We start from the raw sequence: 15,955 nt of genomic DNA, 5'->3' as shown, positions 1-15,955 counted from the left end.
TCATGCCGTCAGTGACAGCCGCAGCTTCGTCACGTTGGGGTTGCCCGCATCGCGCTGCAGCGTGAATCCCAGCTTGCGCGCCAGCATCAGCATGCCGCGGTTGTCGTAGAGCGTGATGTCGTCCAGCGTGCTGACACCCGCGCTGCGCGCCGCATCGATCAGGCGTTGCAACAGTTTCTCGGCCAGTCCACGGCGCTGCCACGCATCGCCGATAACGATCGCGAACTCGGCGATGCCACTGGTTTCAGGCGTATCGCCGCGCACGTAACGCACTACACCTATCTGATGCTCGTGACCGTTGACGGGCGTCGTGGCGATCAACGCCAATTCGCGCTCGTAGTCGATGTCGGTCATGTGCCGCAGCTCGGCCTCTTGCGGCATGCGTGGAGACAGCAGCCGCGCATAGCCGGTGTGCGGTAACAGGCCGTGCACGAAGTGCGTGTGCATGGCCAGATCGTCGGACCGAATCGGCCGGATGCGCACTGGTGTTCCATCTTTCAGCTGCCAGTCCTCGACCAGATGGGCGGGATAGCGGCTGAAAGGCTGGGTCATTGTCGTGACGCGTTGGTATCGCGGGAGTACGCGTGCGCTGGGCTCAGCCGATGACTTCAGGCCAGGCGGTGTGGAAGAACTGGCCTTCGGGCTTGTCGACGCGCTCGTAGGTGTGAGCCCCGAAAAAGTCGCGCTGCGCCTGCAGCAAATTTGCCGGCAAACGCTCGGCGCGGTAGCTGTCGTAGTACGCCAGCGACGCGCTGAAGGCCGGCACCGGAATGCCGTTGCTCACCGCCATTGCAACCACTTCGCGCCAGTTCTGCTGCGTGCTGTTGAGCAGGTCCTTGAAGAAGGGGTCGAGCATCAGATTGGTGAGCGCCTTGTCCGTGCGATAGGCGTCGGTGATGCGGTTCAAAAATCGCGCGCGAATGATGCAGCCGCCGCGCCAGATCGATGCGATGCCACCGAGGTCGAGCCCCCATTGCTTCTTCTCGCCCATCGTCTTGATGAGGTCGAAGCCCTGCGTGTAGCTCACGACTTTCGATGCATAGAGCGCGTCGTGCACCTTGTCGACCAGCGCTTTCTTCTCGATGCTGAAGGCCGGCTTGGGCCCCTGCAAAAGCTTACTCGCCACCACGCGCTGCTTTTTCTGCGACGACAGCACGCGCGCCTCGACGGCAGCGTTGATGGTGCTGATGACGATCGCCTGCTCGGCCGCGTTGATGAGCGTCCATTGCCCGGTGCCTTTTTGCCCGGCCTTGTCGAGGATCATGTCGACCAGCGCGTTGCCAGTCTCGGGGTCTTTCTGCTCGAGCGCCTTGCCGGTGATCTGGATCAGGTAGCTCTGCAGGTCGCCTTCGTTCCACTCGGTGAAGATCGCAGCCATCTCGTCGGTGGTGAAACCGGCCGCCTTGAACAGGCTGTAAGCCTCGCAGATCAGCTGCATGTCGCCATACTCAATGCCGTTGTGGATCATCTTCACGTAGTGGCCGGCGCCGCCGGGGCCGATGTGGATCACGCAAGGCTCGCCATCGACCTTGGCTGCGATGCTCTCGAAGATCGGCTTCATTACTTCCCAAGTCGACGCGGGGCCGCCGGGCATGATGGCCGGGCCCTTGCGCGCGCCTTCTTCACCACCCGACACGCCCGCGCCGACGAAGCGAAGGCCTTTGCCGGCCAGGTAGGCATCGCGCCGCTCGGTGTCGGTGTAGAGGCTATTGCCCCCGTCGATCACGATGTCGTCCTTGGCGAGCAAGGGAATGAGCTGCTCGATCACCTGGTCGACCGGCGCACCAGCCTTCACCATGATCTGAATCTTGCGCGGCAGCGCGAGGCTCTGCACGAAAGCTTCTAGCGTGTCGCAGCCGACCAGCTTCTTACCCGGGTTCTTCGCGACGAACTCGTCGGTCTTGTCGGTCGTGCGATTGAACACGCTGACCTGAAAACCGCGGCTCTCGACGTTCAGCACCAGGTTCTGGCCCATCACGGCCAAGCCGATCAAACCGAAATCGCTCTTTTTGATTTCCGCGGAGGTGCTGCTGCTCATGGTGTCTTTCATGCGGGGCACGGAGGGTGCTTGGCGGTTGGTGTTCTGTCGGCCATTTTGCCGCGCATGCAGAAAACGCGCACTGCCGCCGCAACGGCGCATGGCTGACGTAGGACGCCGATGCGCTGCGCAAGGCTTGCGGCCTTGTCAGTCGTCGCAATTCACAGGGGAACATTCACATGCAACGGTTCATCGATCGCACCGTCACCGTCACCGTCACCGTCACGGGGGCTGTCGCAAGCCCAGCGCGTCGTACACACGGATCGATGCATACGCGTCGTTCGCAGCGTAGCGAATCTGCGAGTCGGTCAGTTGCTTGTTCGCCCAGTTCGACGTCGTCGCCTTGCGCGACTTCATGAAGCGTCGGTCGAACACCAGCGCGACAGCCGTCTTCACGCCAACCGATTTCCTATACCCTCGCCGCCGAAATTCGTTGTCGATGTCGAACACTGCGCGCGGCTCGGTGCCGAGGCGATTGCGGATCAGTGTGAGATCGGTCGACAGGCCGAACCCGACCTTCAGCAATGCCGTTGAGTCGATGAGCATCTGTATGGTCGGGATGCAATCGGTGCGATGCAACTGGAACAGATAGGCGGTCGTCATCGTCGAGAACTGGACGAGGTGGGGGCCGGTGTTGACTTCGTTCTTGGCGAAGGTGGGCTTGGATTCTGTATCGAATCCGACGATGCGCGCGGCCAGCAAATCTGCTGCTGCGCGGGCCGCATCGTCGACCGTTCCGACCACCACGATGTCTTGCAGGTCGAGTCCGTCGAAGGGCGCCAGTAGCGCGATCTGCTCGCGCTCGGGCAACTCCGAGATCGGCAGGACGTGAGGGTGTTGGGCGTCGATCAACGGGCGGGTGCTTTCTTTTTCTTTGGCGGGGGCTGCGCTGATTTCATGCGGGATGGCTTGCCCGATCGTACGACCGCCTCCCATCCGAGCCTCCCCCAGCGCAACATACGGCGCGCCTGGATGCGGCCGGGCTTTTCGAACACTTCGGGCAGGCTTTCGGCGAGACCGCTCATGGTCTGTTCATGGCCGGTTCATCGAGCGCCCAGTGCGCGGTGCCCAGTGGTAGACCACGCGCTCGCGGCCGTTGGACGGATGCCGGTCGACCACGCCGCGCTCCAGTCCGTAGCGCTCGTAGAAACGTTGCGCCGCAATGTTGGCCGTGGCGACGTGCAGCCTCCAGCCTGTCGGCATGCGCACGCATGCTTCACCGAGCAGCGACTGGCCCAGCCCTTCGCGTTGCAGGTGCGGCTCGATGAACAGTTGCGCCACATAGTTGCGCTGCGTAAGCACCATCATGAAGCCGATGATCTGTTCGTCGCGCTCGGCGAGCAGCACATCGGCCGGCGGCACGAACTCGGCCTGTACGCGAGACAGCCAAAGCCCGATCGGCGCCACCGTCTTTTCGCCACGCTGTGCCGAGATCCACGCGCGCCGCCAGATGCCGGCGAGCACTGCGTTTTCACCCGGTGCGTAGTCGCGCGGTCGAAGACGGAGCGTGGGTGTCTCTGAGGTGGACATGGGTGACGTCAGAGCAAATCGGCTCAGGCCCGCAAGCTGCGTGCGTGGTGCGCGAGGTGGTCTTCGATGAAGCTTTGAATGAAGTAGTAGCCATGGTCGTAGCCTTCGTGGCGGCGCAGGTCGAGCGGCTGCCCGGCATCGGCGCATGCGGCTTCGAACAGGTGCGGATGCAATTGATCAGTCAGGAATTTGTCTGCCAGGCCCTGGTCGATCAGGATGCCGTCCGGGTACGGCGCTTTCTCTTTTGCGCCGGCCAACGCTTCCATCAGCTCGGTAGCGTCGTGCGAAGACCATGTCTCGCGGCTGCTGCCGAGATAGCCTGTGAAAGCCTTTTCGCCCCATGGGCAACGGCTCGGCGCGCAGATCGGTGCCAGCGCCGACAGCGACTTGAACACGCCCGGATGCCGCAATGCCAGCGTGAGTGCGCCATGGCCGCCCATCGAGTGGCCGAAGATGCCGATGCGCTCGCCGTCGATCGGCTGCGTCAGGGTGATGAGTGGAAGCAGCTCGTTGATGAGGTAGCTCTCCATGCGCCAGTGCGTCGACCAAGGTGCTTCGGTTGCATCGAGATAGAAGCCGGCGCCCACGCCGAAGTCCCAGCTTGCACTATCACCTTCGACGTTGGCGCCACGCGGGCTGGTGTCGGGCGCGATCAATGCGATGCCGAGTTCGGCTGCCATGCGCTGCGCGCCGGCCTTGACCATGAATGTTTCTTCATTGCAGGTGAGGCCGGCGAGGTACATCACCGCGGGCACCTTGCCGTGGTTCGAATGCGGCGGCAGGAAGATCGAGAAACGCATCGCCAAGCCGATTTCTGTCGATGCGTGTTCATAGAAGCGCTGTGTGCCGCCGAAGCAGCGGTGTTCGGACAGGTTGCGCAGCGCTGAAGCAGAGTGGGTCGAGTCGTTCATGAATGGAGGTTGGGCGTCAGTTCGAGTACCGCATCGGCGAATAAGCGCGGCACTTCTTGCGGCATGTTGTGGCCGACGCCCGGCACCAAGCGGTGTGAGCGCTGCCCGGTAAATTTGGCGGCGTGCGCCGAGGCATCGGCGGGCTCACGCACGCCATCGTCGATGCCGTCGAAGGTGATGGTCGGCACCGCGATCGGAGGCTGCGCTGCGAGTTGGCGTTCGATGTAGTCGTAAGCCGGATCGCCCGGCACCAGGCCGAAGCGATGCCGATACGAGTGGACCACGACGTCGATGAAATCAGGATGGTCGAACGCGGCCGCGCTGCGCTCGAAGGTCGCATCGTCGAAGGTCCAGGTCGGCGACCAGAGCTTCCACAACAGCCGCGTGATGCCGCGGCGGTCTTTTTCAAGCCCGGCACGACCGCGCTCGTTGTGAAAGTAGTACTGGTACCAATACCGATGTTCGTTCTCCGCTTTCTCAGGCTCCATGCCTTTGGCAATGTTCTGGATGTTGTAGCTGTTGAAGGAGACGAGGCCGGCGCAACGCTCAGGCCACAGCGCCGCGACGACGCACGCAGCGCGGCCGCCCCAGTCGTAGCCAGCGAGCACGGCGCGTGGAACGTGCAACGCGTTCATCAGCGCCAGCAGGTCGGCGCCTAACGCGGCTTGCTCACCCGATCGCGGTGTCGCCGCATCGAGAAAACGCGTGGCGCCGTAGCCGCGCAGGTACGGAACGATCACGCGGCAACCTGCGTCGGCCAGCAACGGTGCGACCTCGGCGTAAGTGTGAATGTCGTACGGAAAGCCGTGCATCAGGAACACCGGCGGTCCGTCGGCAGGGCCGGTTTCGAAGTAGGCGATGTCGAGTACTCCGGCCTCGATGTGCTTCAACGGATGCATGGGTCGGGCCACAGGGTTATTTCCGTTTTTGTCGCGGCGGGGTGCCAGTTGTCTTTCCAAGCGGACACATGGGTGAGCTAGTACAGAACCACACCCCGAATCGACTCCCCGCTCTTCATCAACTCGAAGCCCTTGTTGATGTCTTCGAGCGGCATGGTGTGAGTGATCAGGTCATCGATGTTGATCTTGTTCTCCATGTACCAGTCGACGATCTTCGGCACGTCTGTCCGTCCACGCGCGCCGCCGAAGGCAGAGCCTTCCCACTTGCGCCCGGTGACCAGCTGGAACGGCCGCGTGCTGATCTCGGCGCCCGCTTCGGCCACGCCGATGATGATGCTGCGACCCCAGCCTTTGTGCGTGCACTCGAGCGCCTGACGCATCACCTTGGTGTTGCCGATGCACTCGAAGCTGTAGTCCGCGCCGCCGTCGGTCAGCTGAACGATGGCGTCGACGATGTTGCCGCCGGCCGCTTCGACGTCTTTCGGGTTCAGAAAGTGAGTCATGCCGAACTTGCGAGCCATCGCCTCGCGCTCCGGGTTCAGGTCGACGCCGATGATCTTGTCGGCGCCCACCATCCTTGCGCCCTGAATCACGTTCAGGCCGATGCCGCCCAAGCCGAACACGACGACATTGGCGCCAGCTTCCACCTTGGCCGTGAAGATCACCGCGCCGATGCCGGTGGTCACGCCGCAGCCGATGTAGCAGACCTTGTCGAACGGCGCGTCTTCGCGGATCTTCGCCAACGAAATCTCAGGCACGACCGTGTAGTTGCTGAAGGTCGAGGTGCCCATGTAGTGAAAGATCGGCTTGCCGTCCATGCTGAAGCGGCTCGTCGCATCGGGCATCAGGCCCTTGCCCTGCGTGGTGCGGATCTGCTGGCACAGGTTGGTCTTGCGCGACAGGCAGAACTTGCAGTGGCGGCACTCGGGCGTGTAGAGCGGGATGACGTGATCACCCTTTTTGAGCGTGGTCACGCCGGGGCCGACGTCGACCACGATGCCCGCGCCTTCATGGCCGAGGATTGCCGGGAAGATGCCTTCCGGGTCGGCACCCGACAGCGTGTAGTAGTCGGTGTGGCAGATGCCGGTGGCCTTGATCTCGACCAGCACTTCGCCGAATTTCGGGCCGTCGAGGTCGACGGTTTCGATGGTGAGCGGGGCTCCGGATTTCCAGGCGACGGCGGCTTTGGTTTTCATGTCAGAAGAAGAGAAGTGATCGAGATTGAGGAAGGAATTCGTGCGGATGCGATGAGGCAGCCGGTCACTATAAGATGCCCGCGACCGGAGCTGCATCCCATGAAAAAAATCCTCGTTTTGAACGGCCCCAATCTCAACTTGCTGGGCACGCGAGAGCCCGCGCAATATGGCTATGAAACGCTCGCCGATGTCGAGCGCATGTGCAAGGAAACGGGCGACAAGCTCGGCGTGGCGGTCGAGTGCCGCCAGTCCAATCACGAGGGCCAGCTGATCGACTGGATTCACGAGGCCGGCCGCGAGATTTCTGCTGGCGACATGATCGGCGTGGTGATGAATCCGGGTGCTTACACGCACACATCGATCGCGCTGCACGATGCCATCAAGGGCGCGAACGTGACCTTGATCGAGCTGCATATTTCGAACGTGCATGCGCGCGAGGAATTTCGCCATCACTCCTATATTTCACCGGCCGCCCGCGGGATCATCGTGGGGCTGGGCGTGAAAGGGTATCCCTTGGCGATCGAGGCGTTGGTCCGGCTGAACAGTTGAGCGATCGAACCGTCGACACATTTAGAAACTTTTGTATCTGCTTGTGGCAAAGTGCACATGCGTTTTGAGAGAGGGCTGGCACCATCGAGTTTGAATTCGGAAACATTCCGGGACAAATTGATGACAACCCTATCCGACCGTGCATTGCTCGAACGCGCCCTGATCGCCATCGAAGAAGTATTGGCACGTGTAGACGGTGGGCCCGACGCGCTCCGCCCGGCATCCACTGCCGCCCAGCAAGCACTGACCATCTGCCTGACAGCCGCTGCAAATTTGGTCGACGCCGGCCAGACGCTGCTGCGCTCACCCGAAGACGATTCGTCCGATCAGCTCACCCAGGAGTGGCGGGTACTGATCTCGCACGTCAAGACCGCCAGCCGCTCGGCGCATCAGGCAGCGTTGGTGTTGTCTGCTGAGAAGAACCTGTCGTCCGCCCAAAGCGGCGGTGTTTTTATCGAAACTCCGCGCATCTGCCAGGTGGCGCACTGAATGGGCGTGACCTGTCCCGCATGCGGGACTGAAAACCGTTCGGTCGCGAAATTCTGCATCGAGTGCATCGAATCGCTGCCGACGGTTTTTGCGGCGACTGAAATATTGCCGCATATGCCGCACGCTGCGCATCGCGGCACGTTCCTTAGGGAGCCTGACATTCGCGCCGACACTGCGCTGCCTCGGGCTTCCGGGTTTGTTGCAGCGACCGGTGCGATATCAGCCACGCCGGCCGCCTCCGCCACCTCCGCCACCTCAGCCAACGCATCAGCGTCGCAGACACCTCCACTGTCGAGCGGTCCGCGACGCACCGTCGAAGGACGCAAGGGCCTGTGGGTCAGCGTGGCGGCCTTCGCGATCGCGCTCGTCATCGGCGCCGCCGGCTGGCTGGTCGCCGGTGCGGGTGGGTTGTACATCTACGCGTTCGGGCATTCGGGCGTGGGCGGAGAACCAGAGGTTGCGGTAGCGACTGCGCCGGTTGTGCCGCTGGCTCCGATGACTCCGTTGTCTCCGTTGTCTCCGTTCAACCCCTTGACTCAGACGGAGCCAACGACCGCAACTCCTTCCGCTCAGGTCGTACCTCCGACCTCCGCTGTCGGTGCCGCTTCGGGCAACCGCGCAACATCCAGATCAGCAGTGACCACGACGCCGCCAGCCACAGCGGTTGCGCCCGCGGCGACCCGCACACCAGCCAAGGCGTCCGTGTCATTGACAGCGCCGGGCAGTCGGGCAGCCACCGCAACCGCGGCAACCGACCCTAAGGCGCAGTGCACCGGCCTGGGTTTTTTTGCAGCATCGAGGTGCATGGCAGCGCAATGTGCGAAGGCCGAGCACAGCGCGCACCCGGCCTGTACAGCGGTGCTTCAGCAACAACGTCTGATGGAAGAGAAGCGCAACCCGACGATGGCGAACTGAGCGGTCCGCCTGCGGGCTTCTTTTCAGGTCTGGCGAGGCGCGACGGCTTTCCAGCTGCGGCTCACTTTGCCCTGGCCGTCGACGCTCTCCAACTGGACGTCGAAACCCCACAGCCGCGCGACGTGCTTGAGCACTTCTTCGGCTCCGTCGTTCAGCGGCAAGCCATTGCGCTGCGTGTGGCGCAGGGTCAGTGACCGGTCGCCGCGGGTGTTCACGTTCCAGACCTGGATGTCCGGCTCGCGGCAGCTGATGTCGTACTGCCGCGCCAACGACTCACGCAGCGCTTGGTAGCCGCTGTCGTCGTGGATCGCGGCGACCTCGAGCTCGCTGTCTTTCTCATGATCGCGAATCGCGAAGAGACGAAAGTCGCGCATCACCTTCGGGCTCAAGAACTGGCCGATGAAGCTCTCGTCCTTGAAGTTGCGCATCGCATAGTCGAGCGTCTTGACCCAGTCGCTGCCCGCGATGTCGGGGAACCAGCGACGGTCTTCTTCGGTCGGCTTCTCGCAGATGCGCCGCAGGTCTGTAAACATCGCGAAGCCGAGTGCATACGGGTTGATCCCGCTGTACGCACGGTGTCCGACCGGCGGTTGGTAGATCACGCCGGTGTGCGAACTCAGCCACTCGATCATGAACCCGTCGGCCAGCAAGCCGCGGTCGTACATGGTGTTGAGCAGGGTGTAGTGCCAGAAGGTGGCCCAGCCCTCGTTCATCACCTGGGTCTGACGCTGCGGATAGAAATACTGCGCAACCTTGCGAACGATGCGCACGACCTCGCGTTGCCATGGTTCCAGCAGCGCCGCGTTTTTCTCGATGAAGTACAGCAGATTTTCTTGCGGCTCGTCCGGGAAGCGCTTGGCGGCCGCCGCCTCCGCGGCCTGGCCTTCACGGCGCGGCAGCGTGCGCCACAGGTCGTTGATCTGCTGCTGCATGTGCTGCTCGCGCTCGGCGCGCTGCAGGCTCTCTTGCGCGAGCGAACGGCGCTGCGGGCGGCGATAACGATCCACACCGTAGTTCATCAGCGCATGGCAAGAGTCGAGCAGCTCTTCGACCGAGTCGACGCCATGACGCTGCTCGCATTCGGCGATGTAGTGCCGCGCGTAGACAAGGTAGTCGATGATGGACGACGCGTCGGTCCACATCCGGAAGAGGTAGTTGCCCTTGAAGAAGCTGTTGTGTCCATATGCCGCGTGCGCGATCACCAGGGCTTGCATCGCCATGGTGTTCTCTTCCATGAGATAGGCAATGCACGGGTCGGAGTTGATGACGATTTCGTACGCCAGCCCCATGTGGCCGCGGCGGTAGTTCTTCTCGGTGAGGATGAACTGCTTGCCGTACGACCAGTGCCGGTAGAGCATCGGCATGCCGACGCTGGAGTAGGCGTCCATCATCTGCTCTGAACTGATCACCTCGAGCTGGTTGGGGTACACGTCGAGCCCGTAGCCTCGCGCCGTGCGCGCGATCTCGGTGTGATAGAGCTCGATGAGCTCGAAGGTCCAGTCAGAAGGGCTCGGCAGCGGCTGGTCCGCGCGTTCGAGGTTGGGCTCGATCAGCAGGTCGGTCATCTGGCGATTCCTTCCTTCTTGAACAGTTCGCGAAAGACGGGATAGATGTCTTGCGCGTCAGCCACTTTGCGCATCGCGAAGTTGGGCCGCATGCCTTGCAGCTGCGTGTACTCCTGCCACAGGTTCTGCTCGGCCTGTGCCACTTGCACGTAGGCGTAGTAGCGCACCATCGGCAAGATCTTTTCGTCGAGCAATTGGCGGCAGCGCCCACTGTCCTGATGCCAGTTGTCGCCATCGCTTGCCTGCGCGCCATAGATATTCCACTCGCCGCTCGGGTAGCGCGCCCGAATGATTTCGTCCATCAGCACCAAAGCGCTCGATACGACCGTACCGCCCGTTTCGGTCGCATGAAAGAACTCGTCCTCGGACACTTCTTCGGCCTGCGTGTGATGCCGCAAAAAGACCAGATCAATCTTTTCGTAATGCCGGGTCAGGAACAAATAGAGCAGCATGAAGAAGCGCTTGGACATGTCCTTGCGCGATTCGTCCATCGAGCCCGAAACGTCCATCAAACAAAACATGACCGCTTTGGCACTCGGCACCGGCGTCTTTACGCGATTGCGGTAACGCAGGTCGATCGGGTCGATGTACGGCACATGACGCGCGGTACGGCGCAGCTCTTCGATTTGCGCTTCGGTTTCTTCGATCTCTTTTTGCACCAGGGACGGTACCGCGTGCGGATGCGCCCGCAACGCCAACAAGTGCGCTTCGAGCCGGCGCAACTCTTTGCGTGGCTCGCCACCGAGCGCGATGCGGCGGGCGAGGGCGCCGCGCATGGAGCGCACGACATGCAGGTTGGTCGGTGAGCCGTCGCTGGTAAAGCCGGCGCGATGGCTCTTCCACTCCGGCACTTCGGCAATTTGCGTTCGGATCAGGTGCGGCAACGCCAGGTCTTCGAAGAATGCGTGCATGAATTCTTCGCGGGTAAGGCGGAACACGAAGTCGTCTTCGCCTTCGCCGCCGTCGCCCGCTTCACCGCTCCCACTGCCGCCGCCCGATTGGCCCGGCGGCCGCTTGATGCGATCACCCTTCAGGTACTCCTGATTGCCGGGGTGTACGTATTCGCGGTTGCCGCCTGGCGCATGCCCGAAGGCCGGCTCGGACACGTCGCGACGCGGCAGGGTGACGTCTTCACCCTGCGCAAGATCGCGGATGTTTCGGCCACTGACCGCCTTGCGCACGGCCTCCTGGATTTGCCCGCGATAACGCCGAAGGAAGCGCTCGCGATTGCCGATCGACTTGTTCTTTCCCGACAAACGCCGATCGATGATCTGCTGCAGGATGGCCACTGTTTCGCAACTCCTTGTGCGGTGAAATCGGGGACTCTAGGAACTCTTGCGTACCCTTAAATACCATTCGCACAGCAGCCGGACCTGCTTCGCGGTGTATCCCTTGGCCACCATGCGATCGACGAAGTCCTCGTGCTTCTTCTGCTCGTCTGCACTGCTCTTGGTGTTGAAGCTGATAACGGGCAAGAGTTCTTCGGTGTTGGAGAACATCTTCTTCTCGATGACCGCGCGCAGCTTTTCATAGCTGGTCCATGCCGGATTGCGCCCTGCATTGCCGGCCCGTGCACGCAGCACGAAGTTGACGATCTCGTTGCGGAAATCTTTCGGGTTGCCGATGCCGGCCGGCCGCTCGATCTTCTCGAGCTCGCCGTTGAGCGACGCACGATCGAACACTTCGCCCGTGTCGACGTCGCGGTACTCCTGGTCCTGAATCCAGTAGTCGGCGTAAGTCACGTAGCGGTCGAAGATGTTTTGCCCGTACTCGCTGTAGCTCTCGAGGTACGCCGTCTGGATTTCCTTGCCGATGAACTCGGCATAGCGCGGTGCCAACAGCTCCTTGATATAGCTGATGTACTTTTGCTCGACCTCGGGTGCGAACTGTTCGCGCTCGATCTGTTGCTCCAGCACATACATCAAGTGCACCGGGTTGGCCGCGACTTCGGTGCTGTCGAAATTGAAGACCTTGGAGATGATCTTGAAGGCGAAACGTGTCGACACGCCACTCATGCCTTCGTCGACGCCGGCGTAGTCGCGGTACTCCTGCAACGACTTGGCCTTGGGATCGGTGTCCTTCAGGTTGTCGCCGTCGTAGATCTGCATCTTGCTGAAGATGCTGGAGTTCTCGGGCTCTTTCAAGCGCGTGAGCACCGACAGCTGCGCCATCATTCGAAGCGTGCCGGGCGCGCAGGGCGCCGCAGCCAGCGACGAGTTGCGCACGAGCTTTTCGTAGATCTTGATTTCTTCGGAGGCGCGCAGGCAGTAGGGCACCTTGACGATGTAGATCCGGTCGAGAAAAGCCTCGTTGTTCTTGTTGTTGCGGAAGGCCTTCCACTCGCTCTCGTTGCTGTGCGCCAGCACGATGCCGTCGAACGGAATAGCGCCGAAACCTTCAGTGCCCTTGAAGTTGCCTTCTTGCGTCGCGGTGAGCAGCGGATGCAGCACCTTGATGGGCGCCTTGAACATTTCCACGAACTCGAGCAGGCCCTGGTTGGCCAGGCACAGGCCGCCTGAATACGCGTACGCATCGGTGTCGTCCTGCGCGAATGTTTCGAGCTTGCGGATGTCTACCTTGCCCACCAATGACGAGATGTCCTGGTTGTTTTCGTCGCCTGGCTCGGTCTTGGCAACAGCCACTTGCCTCAGCACCGATGGGTACCGCTTGACCACCTTGAACTTACGGATGTCGCCACCGAATTCTTCGAGGCGCTTCACAGCCCATGGCGACAGGATGCGGTTCAGGTAGCGGCGCGGAATGCCGTATTCTTTTTCGAGGATCTCGCCGTCTTCGGCTGCATCGAAAAGGCCGAGCGGGGTCTCGTTGACTGGCGAGCCTTGAATGGCATAGAACGGCACGTGCTCCATGAGCTGCTTGAGCCGCTCTGCGATGGAACTCTTGCCGCCGCCAACGGGGCCGAGCAGGTACAGGATCTGCTTCTTTTCTTCGAGCCCTTGTGCGGCATGGCGGAAGTACGACACCACCTGCTCGATGGCCTCCTCCATGCCGTAGAACTCTTTGAAAGCCGGGTATATCTTCAGAACCTTGTTGGCAAAGATCCGCGACAGACGCGAGTCATTTCGCGTGTCGACCATCTCGGGCTCGCCGATCGCCTTGAGCATCCGCTCTGCGGCGGTGGCATACGCAACAGGCTCGCGTTTGCATATGTCGAGGTAGTCCGATAGCGAAAGGACTTCCTCGCGTGTGCGTTCGTAGCGGGCGGCATAACTGCTGATCACATCCATAGAACACCTCCATCGAGTGAGCGAAAACACTGCACGGACTTACCGTACTGCACATAACGCGTCAATCGGGCTACCGGTGGTCCGAAATGCGGGGCTGCGCAGAAAAAACTTCGTCGCCAAATCCGTTCAATTAGCTTAAAGCAAAGAGCGCGCCTGCAGTAGGCGGCCTTCGCAGACACCCTTTTTAAGAAGGTACTGTGTTGTGAAAAGTTCCTCGTTGGCGCAGGAGAGCGTCTCTGAAACGAGACAGCCTAGTTTGCTATGAGCACATAAAAAAAGCGGCCTCTGGGGCCGCTTGCTTCCGCTCGATTAACTAAAGAACTCCTTTGCCTTGTCGATCCAGCCCTTGTCTGTCGGGCTGTGCTTGTCGCCTCCGTTTTTGAGCGACTCGTCGAGCTCCTTGAGCAACTTGCGCTGGTGCTCGGTGAGCTTGACCGGCGTCTCGACACGCACATGGCAGTACAAGTCCCCCGGGTAACTGGAACGCACGCCCTTGATGCCCTTGCCGCGCAGCCGAAACTGCTTGCCGCTTTGCGTGCCGTCGGGGATGTCGATGGCGGCTGCACCCTTCAAGGTCGGCACCTTGATCTCGCCGCCGAGCGCTGCCGTGGTCACCGCAACGGGCACGACGCAATGCAGGTCATCGCCATCGCGTTCGAAGAGCTCGTGCTTCTTCAAGCGGATCTCGATGTACAGGTCACCTGGCGGACCGCCGTTGGTGCCGGGTTCGCCGTTGCCGGTACTGCGGATGCGCATGCCGTCATCGATCCCTGAAGGGATCTTGACCTCGAGCGTCTTGTTGTTCTTGATCTTGCCCTGGCCATGGCACACCGCACAGGGTTCCGGGATGAGCTTGCCCGTGCCGTGGCAGGTCGGGCAGGTTTGCTGCACGCTGAAAAAGCCTTGCCGCATCTGCACCGCGCCTGCTCCATGGCAGGTTGTGCACACGATCGGCTTGGTGCCGGCCTTGGCGCCGCTGCCATGGCAAGTGCCGCACTCGTCCCAGCTCGGGATGCGGATCTGGGCTTCCTTGCCTTCGGCTGCTTCTTCGAGAGTGACTTCCATGGCGTAGCTCAAGTCACCGCCGCGGAATACCTGGCGCCCGCCACTGGTGCGCCCACGCGCACCACCGAAGACGTCGCCAAAGATGTCGCCAAAGGCCTCTGCGAAGCCGCCGAAGCCTTCTGCGCCGGGACCGCCGCGCATGTTGGGGTCGACGCCGGCAAAACCATGCTGGTCGTAGGCCGCGCGCTTCTGGCTGTCCGACAGCATTTCGTAGGCTTCCTTGACCTCCTTGAACTTGTCCTCGGCGGCCTTGGTGGTGTCGCCGTGATTTCGGTCAGGGTGGTGCTTCATCGCAAGCTTGCGATAAGACTTCTTGATTTCTTCCTCGCTGGCATTCTTGGGAACGCCGAGGGTTTCGTAGTAGTCGCGTTTGGTGGCCATGGGCGGAGTTCGCAGGGTTCGCGGGTTCGGTCGGTGCAGGCGGCTTGAAGCGGAAAAGGCTGGACCACCCGCAAAGGTGATCCAGCCCGGTTTCCGCGCAGATCAGGGCAACAAGATCAGCCCTTCTTCACTTCCTTGACTTCGGCGTCGACGACGTTGTCGTCGGCCGGCGCGCTTGCCGCTTGCGGGCCAGCCGCTGCGCCGCCGGCAGCACCGGCTGCGGCTTGCGCATCGGCGTACATCTTTTCACCGAGCTTCTGGCTCACGGTCATCAGCGTGTTGGTCTTCTCTTCGATCAACGTCTTGTCTTCGCCCTTGAGCGCTTCTTCGACGTCCTTGATCGCAGCTTCGATCGATTCCTTTTCGCCGGCTTCGAGCTTGTCGCCATGCTCGGCCAGCGACTTCTTCACGCTGTGCGCCATCGCTTCGCCCTGGTTGCGGGCCTGAACGATCTCCAGCTTTTTCTTGTCGTCGGCCGCATTGAGCTCGGCGTCCTTCACCATCTTCTGGATCTCGTCTTCGCTCAAGCCCGAGTTCGCCTTGATGGTGATCTTGTTTTCCTTGCCGGTGCCCTTGTCCTTGGCGCCGACATGCAGGATGCCGTTGGCGTCGATGTCGAAGCTCACCTCGATCTGCGGCGTGCCGCGTGCGGCGGACGGGATGCCTTCGAGGTTGAACTCGCCCAGCGCCTTGTTGCCCGAAGCGATCTCGCGTTCGCCCTGGAACACCTTGATGGTCACTGCCGGCTGGTTGTCTTCTGCCGTGGAGAAGGTCTGCGCAAACTTGGTTGGGATGGTCGTGTTCTTCACGATCATCTTGGTCATGACACCGCCCATGGTTTCGATGCCGAGCGACAGCGGGGTCACGTCGAGCAGCAGCACGTCCTTGCGGTCGCCGGACAGCACCTGGCCCTGAATGGCGGCGCCGACGGCCACGGCTTCATCGGGGTTCACGTCCTTGCGCGGCTCCTTGCCGAAGAACTCCTTGACCTTCTCCTGCACCTTCGGCATGCGGGTCATGCCGCCGACCAGAATCACGTCGTTGATGTCGCTCACGCTGATGCCGGCGTCCTTGATGGCAAGGCGGCACGGTGCGATGGTGCGTTCGATCAGCTCATCGACCAGGCTTTCGAGCTTGGCACGGCTGAGCTTGATGTTCAGGTGCTTTGG

At 61.7% G+C, this 15,955-nt stretch carries 16 protein-coding genes; 3 read left to right on the top strand and 13 right to left on the bottom strand.

The annotated features are described in order from the left end of the window. The 8 genes from QN413_RS14755 to QN413_RS14720 form a co-directional block, all read right to left on the bottom strand. Positions 1 to 552 carry a GNAT family N-acetyltransferase gene (locus tag QN413_RS14755; RefSeq protein ID WP_323497340.1) on the bottom strand — a complete coding sequence of 184 codons (552 nt, stop codon included), beginning with the start codon at positions 550 to 552 and terminating at the stop codon, positions 1 to 3. 43 nt (positions 553 to 595) lie between these two features. Next, positions 596 to 2,014, bottom strand: a complete 1,419-nt coding sequence (gndA, locus tag QN413_RS14750) for an NADP-dependent phosphogluconate dehydrogenase (protein ID WP_416352190.1) — start codon at positions 2,012 to 2,014, stop codon at positions 596 to 598. 246 nt (positions 2,015 to 2,260) lie between these two features. Next, positions 2,261 to 2,890, bottom strand: a complete 630-nt coding sequence (locus tag QN413_RS14745) for a 3'-5' exonuclease (protein WP_323497338.1) — start codon at positions 2,888 to 2,890, stop codon at positions 2,261 to 2,263. Beyond that, complete coding sequence (locus QN413_RS14740) at positions 2,887 to 3,063, bottom strand: hypothetical protein (protein ID WP_323497337.1); 177 nt, start codon at positions 3,061 to 3,063, stop codon at positions 2,887 to 2,889. Before QN413_RS14740 ends, QN413_RS14745 begins: the two co-directional genes overlap by 4 nt. Before the next feature lie 7 nt (positions 3,064 to 3,070). Continuing rightward, positions 3,071 to 3,568 (bottom strand): GNAT family N-acetyltransferase, encoded by a 498-nt coding sequence (locus tag QN413_RS14735; protein ID WP_323497336.1) that lies wholly within the window; start codon positions 3,566 to 3,568, stop codon positions 3,071 to 3,073. Between the two features lie 23 nt (positions 3,569 to 3,591). Next, positions 3,592 to 4,479 (bottom strand): S-formylglutathione hydrolase, encoded by an 888-nt coding sequence (gene fghA / locus QN413_RS14730; protein WP_323497335.1) that lies wholly within the window; start codon positions 4,477 to 4,479, stop codon positions 3,592 to 3,594. Next, positions 4,476 to 5,378 (bottom strand): alpha/beta hydrolase, encoded by a 903-nt coding sequence (locus QN413_RS14725; RefSeq protein WP_323497440.1) that lies wholly within the window; start codon positions 5,376 to 5,378, stop codon positions 4,476 to 4,478. The genes fghA and QN413_RS14725 overlap by 4 nt, the downstream gene beginning before the upstream one ends. A 77-nt stretch (positions 5,379 to 5,455) precedes the next feature. Then, positions 5,456 to 6,574 (bottom strand): S-(hydroxymethyl)glutathione dehydrogenase/class III alcohol dehydrogenase, encoded by a 1,119-nt coding sequence (locus QN413_RS14720; protein WP_323497334.1) that lies wholly within the window; start codon positions 6,572 to 6,574, stop codon positions 5,456 to 5,458. Positions 6,575 to 6,673: 99 nt separating this feature from the next. Here QN413_RS14720 and aroQ point away from each other — a divergent pair, with 99 nt between their 5' ends. The 3 genes from aroQ (at position 6,674) to QN413_RS14705 (ending at position 8,527) form a co-directional block, all read left to right on the top strand. Then, a complete protein-coding gene (aroQ, locus tag QN413_RS14715) occupies positions 6,674 to 7,123 on the top strand; it encodes a type II 3-dehydroquinate dehydratase (RefSeq protein ID WP_323497333.1) in 450 nt (149 codons plus the stop codon). Positions 7,124 to 7,243: 120 nt separating this feature from the next. Next, positions 7,244 to 7,612, top strand: a complete 369-nt coding sequence (locus QN413_RS14710; RefSeq protein WP_323497332.1) for a hypothetical protein — start codon at positions 7,244 to 7,246, stop codon at positions 7,610 to 7,612. 114 nt (positions 7,613 to 7,726) lie between these two features. Further along, a complete protein-coding gene (locus QN413_RS14705; RefSeq protein ID WP_323497331.1) occupies positions 7,727 to 8,527 on the top strand; it encodes a hypothetical protein in 801 nt (266 codons plus the stop codon). 23 nt (positions 8,528 to 8,550) lie between these two features. Here QN413_RS14705 and QN413_RS14700 read toward each other — a convergent pair whose 3' ends face one another. The 5 genes from QN413_RS14700 to QN413_RS14680 form a co-directional block, all read right to left on the bottom strand. Beyond that, positions 8,551 to 10,092: a SpoVR family protein gene (locus QN413_RS14700; protein ID WP_323497330.1), complete on the bottom strand. Its 1,542-nt coding sequence runs from the start codon at positions 10,090 to 10,092 to the stop codon at positions 8,551 to 8,553. Continuing rightward, positions 10,089 to 11,381 carry a YeaH/YhbH family protein gene (locus tag QN413_RS14695; protein ID WP_323497329.1) on the bottom strand — a complete coding sequence of 431 codons (1,293 nt, stop codon included), beginning with the start codon at positions 11,379 to 11,381 and terminating at the stop codon, positions 10,089 to 10,091. Before QN413_RS14695 ends, QN413_RS14700 begins: the two co-directional genes overlap by 4 nt. A gap of 36 nt (positions 11,382 to 11,417) precedes the next feature. Continuing rightward, complete coding sequence (locus tag QN413_RS14690; RefSeq protein WP_323497328.1) at positions 11,418 to 13,340, bottom strand: PrkA family serine protein kinase; 1,923 nt, start codon at positions 13,338 to 13,340, stop codon at positions 11,418 to 11,420. A gap of 309 nt (positions 13,341 to 13,649) precedes the next feature. Continuing rightward, positions 13,650 to 14,786: a molecular chaperone DnaJ gene (dnaJ, locus tag QN413_RS14685; RefSeq protein ID WP_323497327.1), complete on the bottom strand. Its 1,137-nt coding sequence runs from the start codon at positions 14,784 to 14,786 to the stop codon at positions 13,650 to 13,652. A 116-nt stretch (positions 14,787 to 14,902) separates the two neighbouring features. Continuing rightward, a partial coding sequence (locus QN413_RS14680) for an Hsp70 family protein (RefSeq protein ID WP_323497326.1) occupies positions 14,903 to 15,955 on the bottom strand: 1,053 nt, incomplete at its 5' end.

The sequence above is a fragment of the Variovorax sp. LG9.2 genome (genome assembly GCF_035018885.1).
Taxonomy (GTDB): domain Bacteria; phylum Pseudomonadota; class Gammaproteobacteria; order Burkholderiales; family Burkholderiaceae_C; genus Variovorax.
The sequence above is the reverse complement of the archived record's forward strand: the minus strand, read 5'-3'. Positions and strand labels throughout refer to the sequence as shown.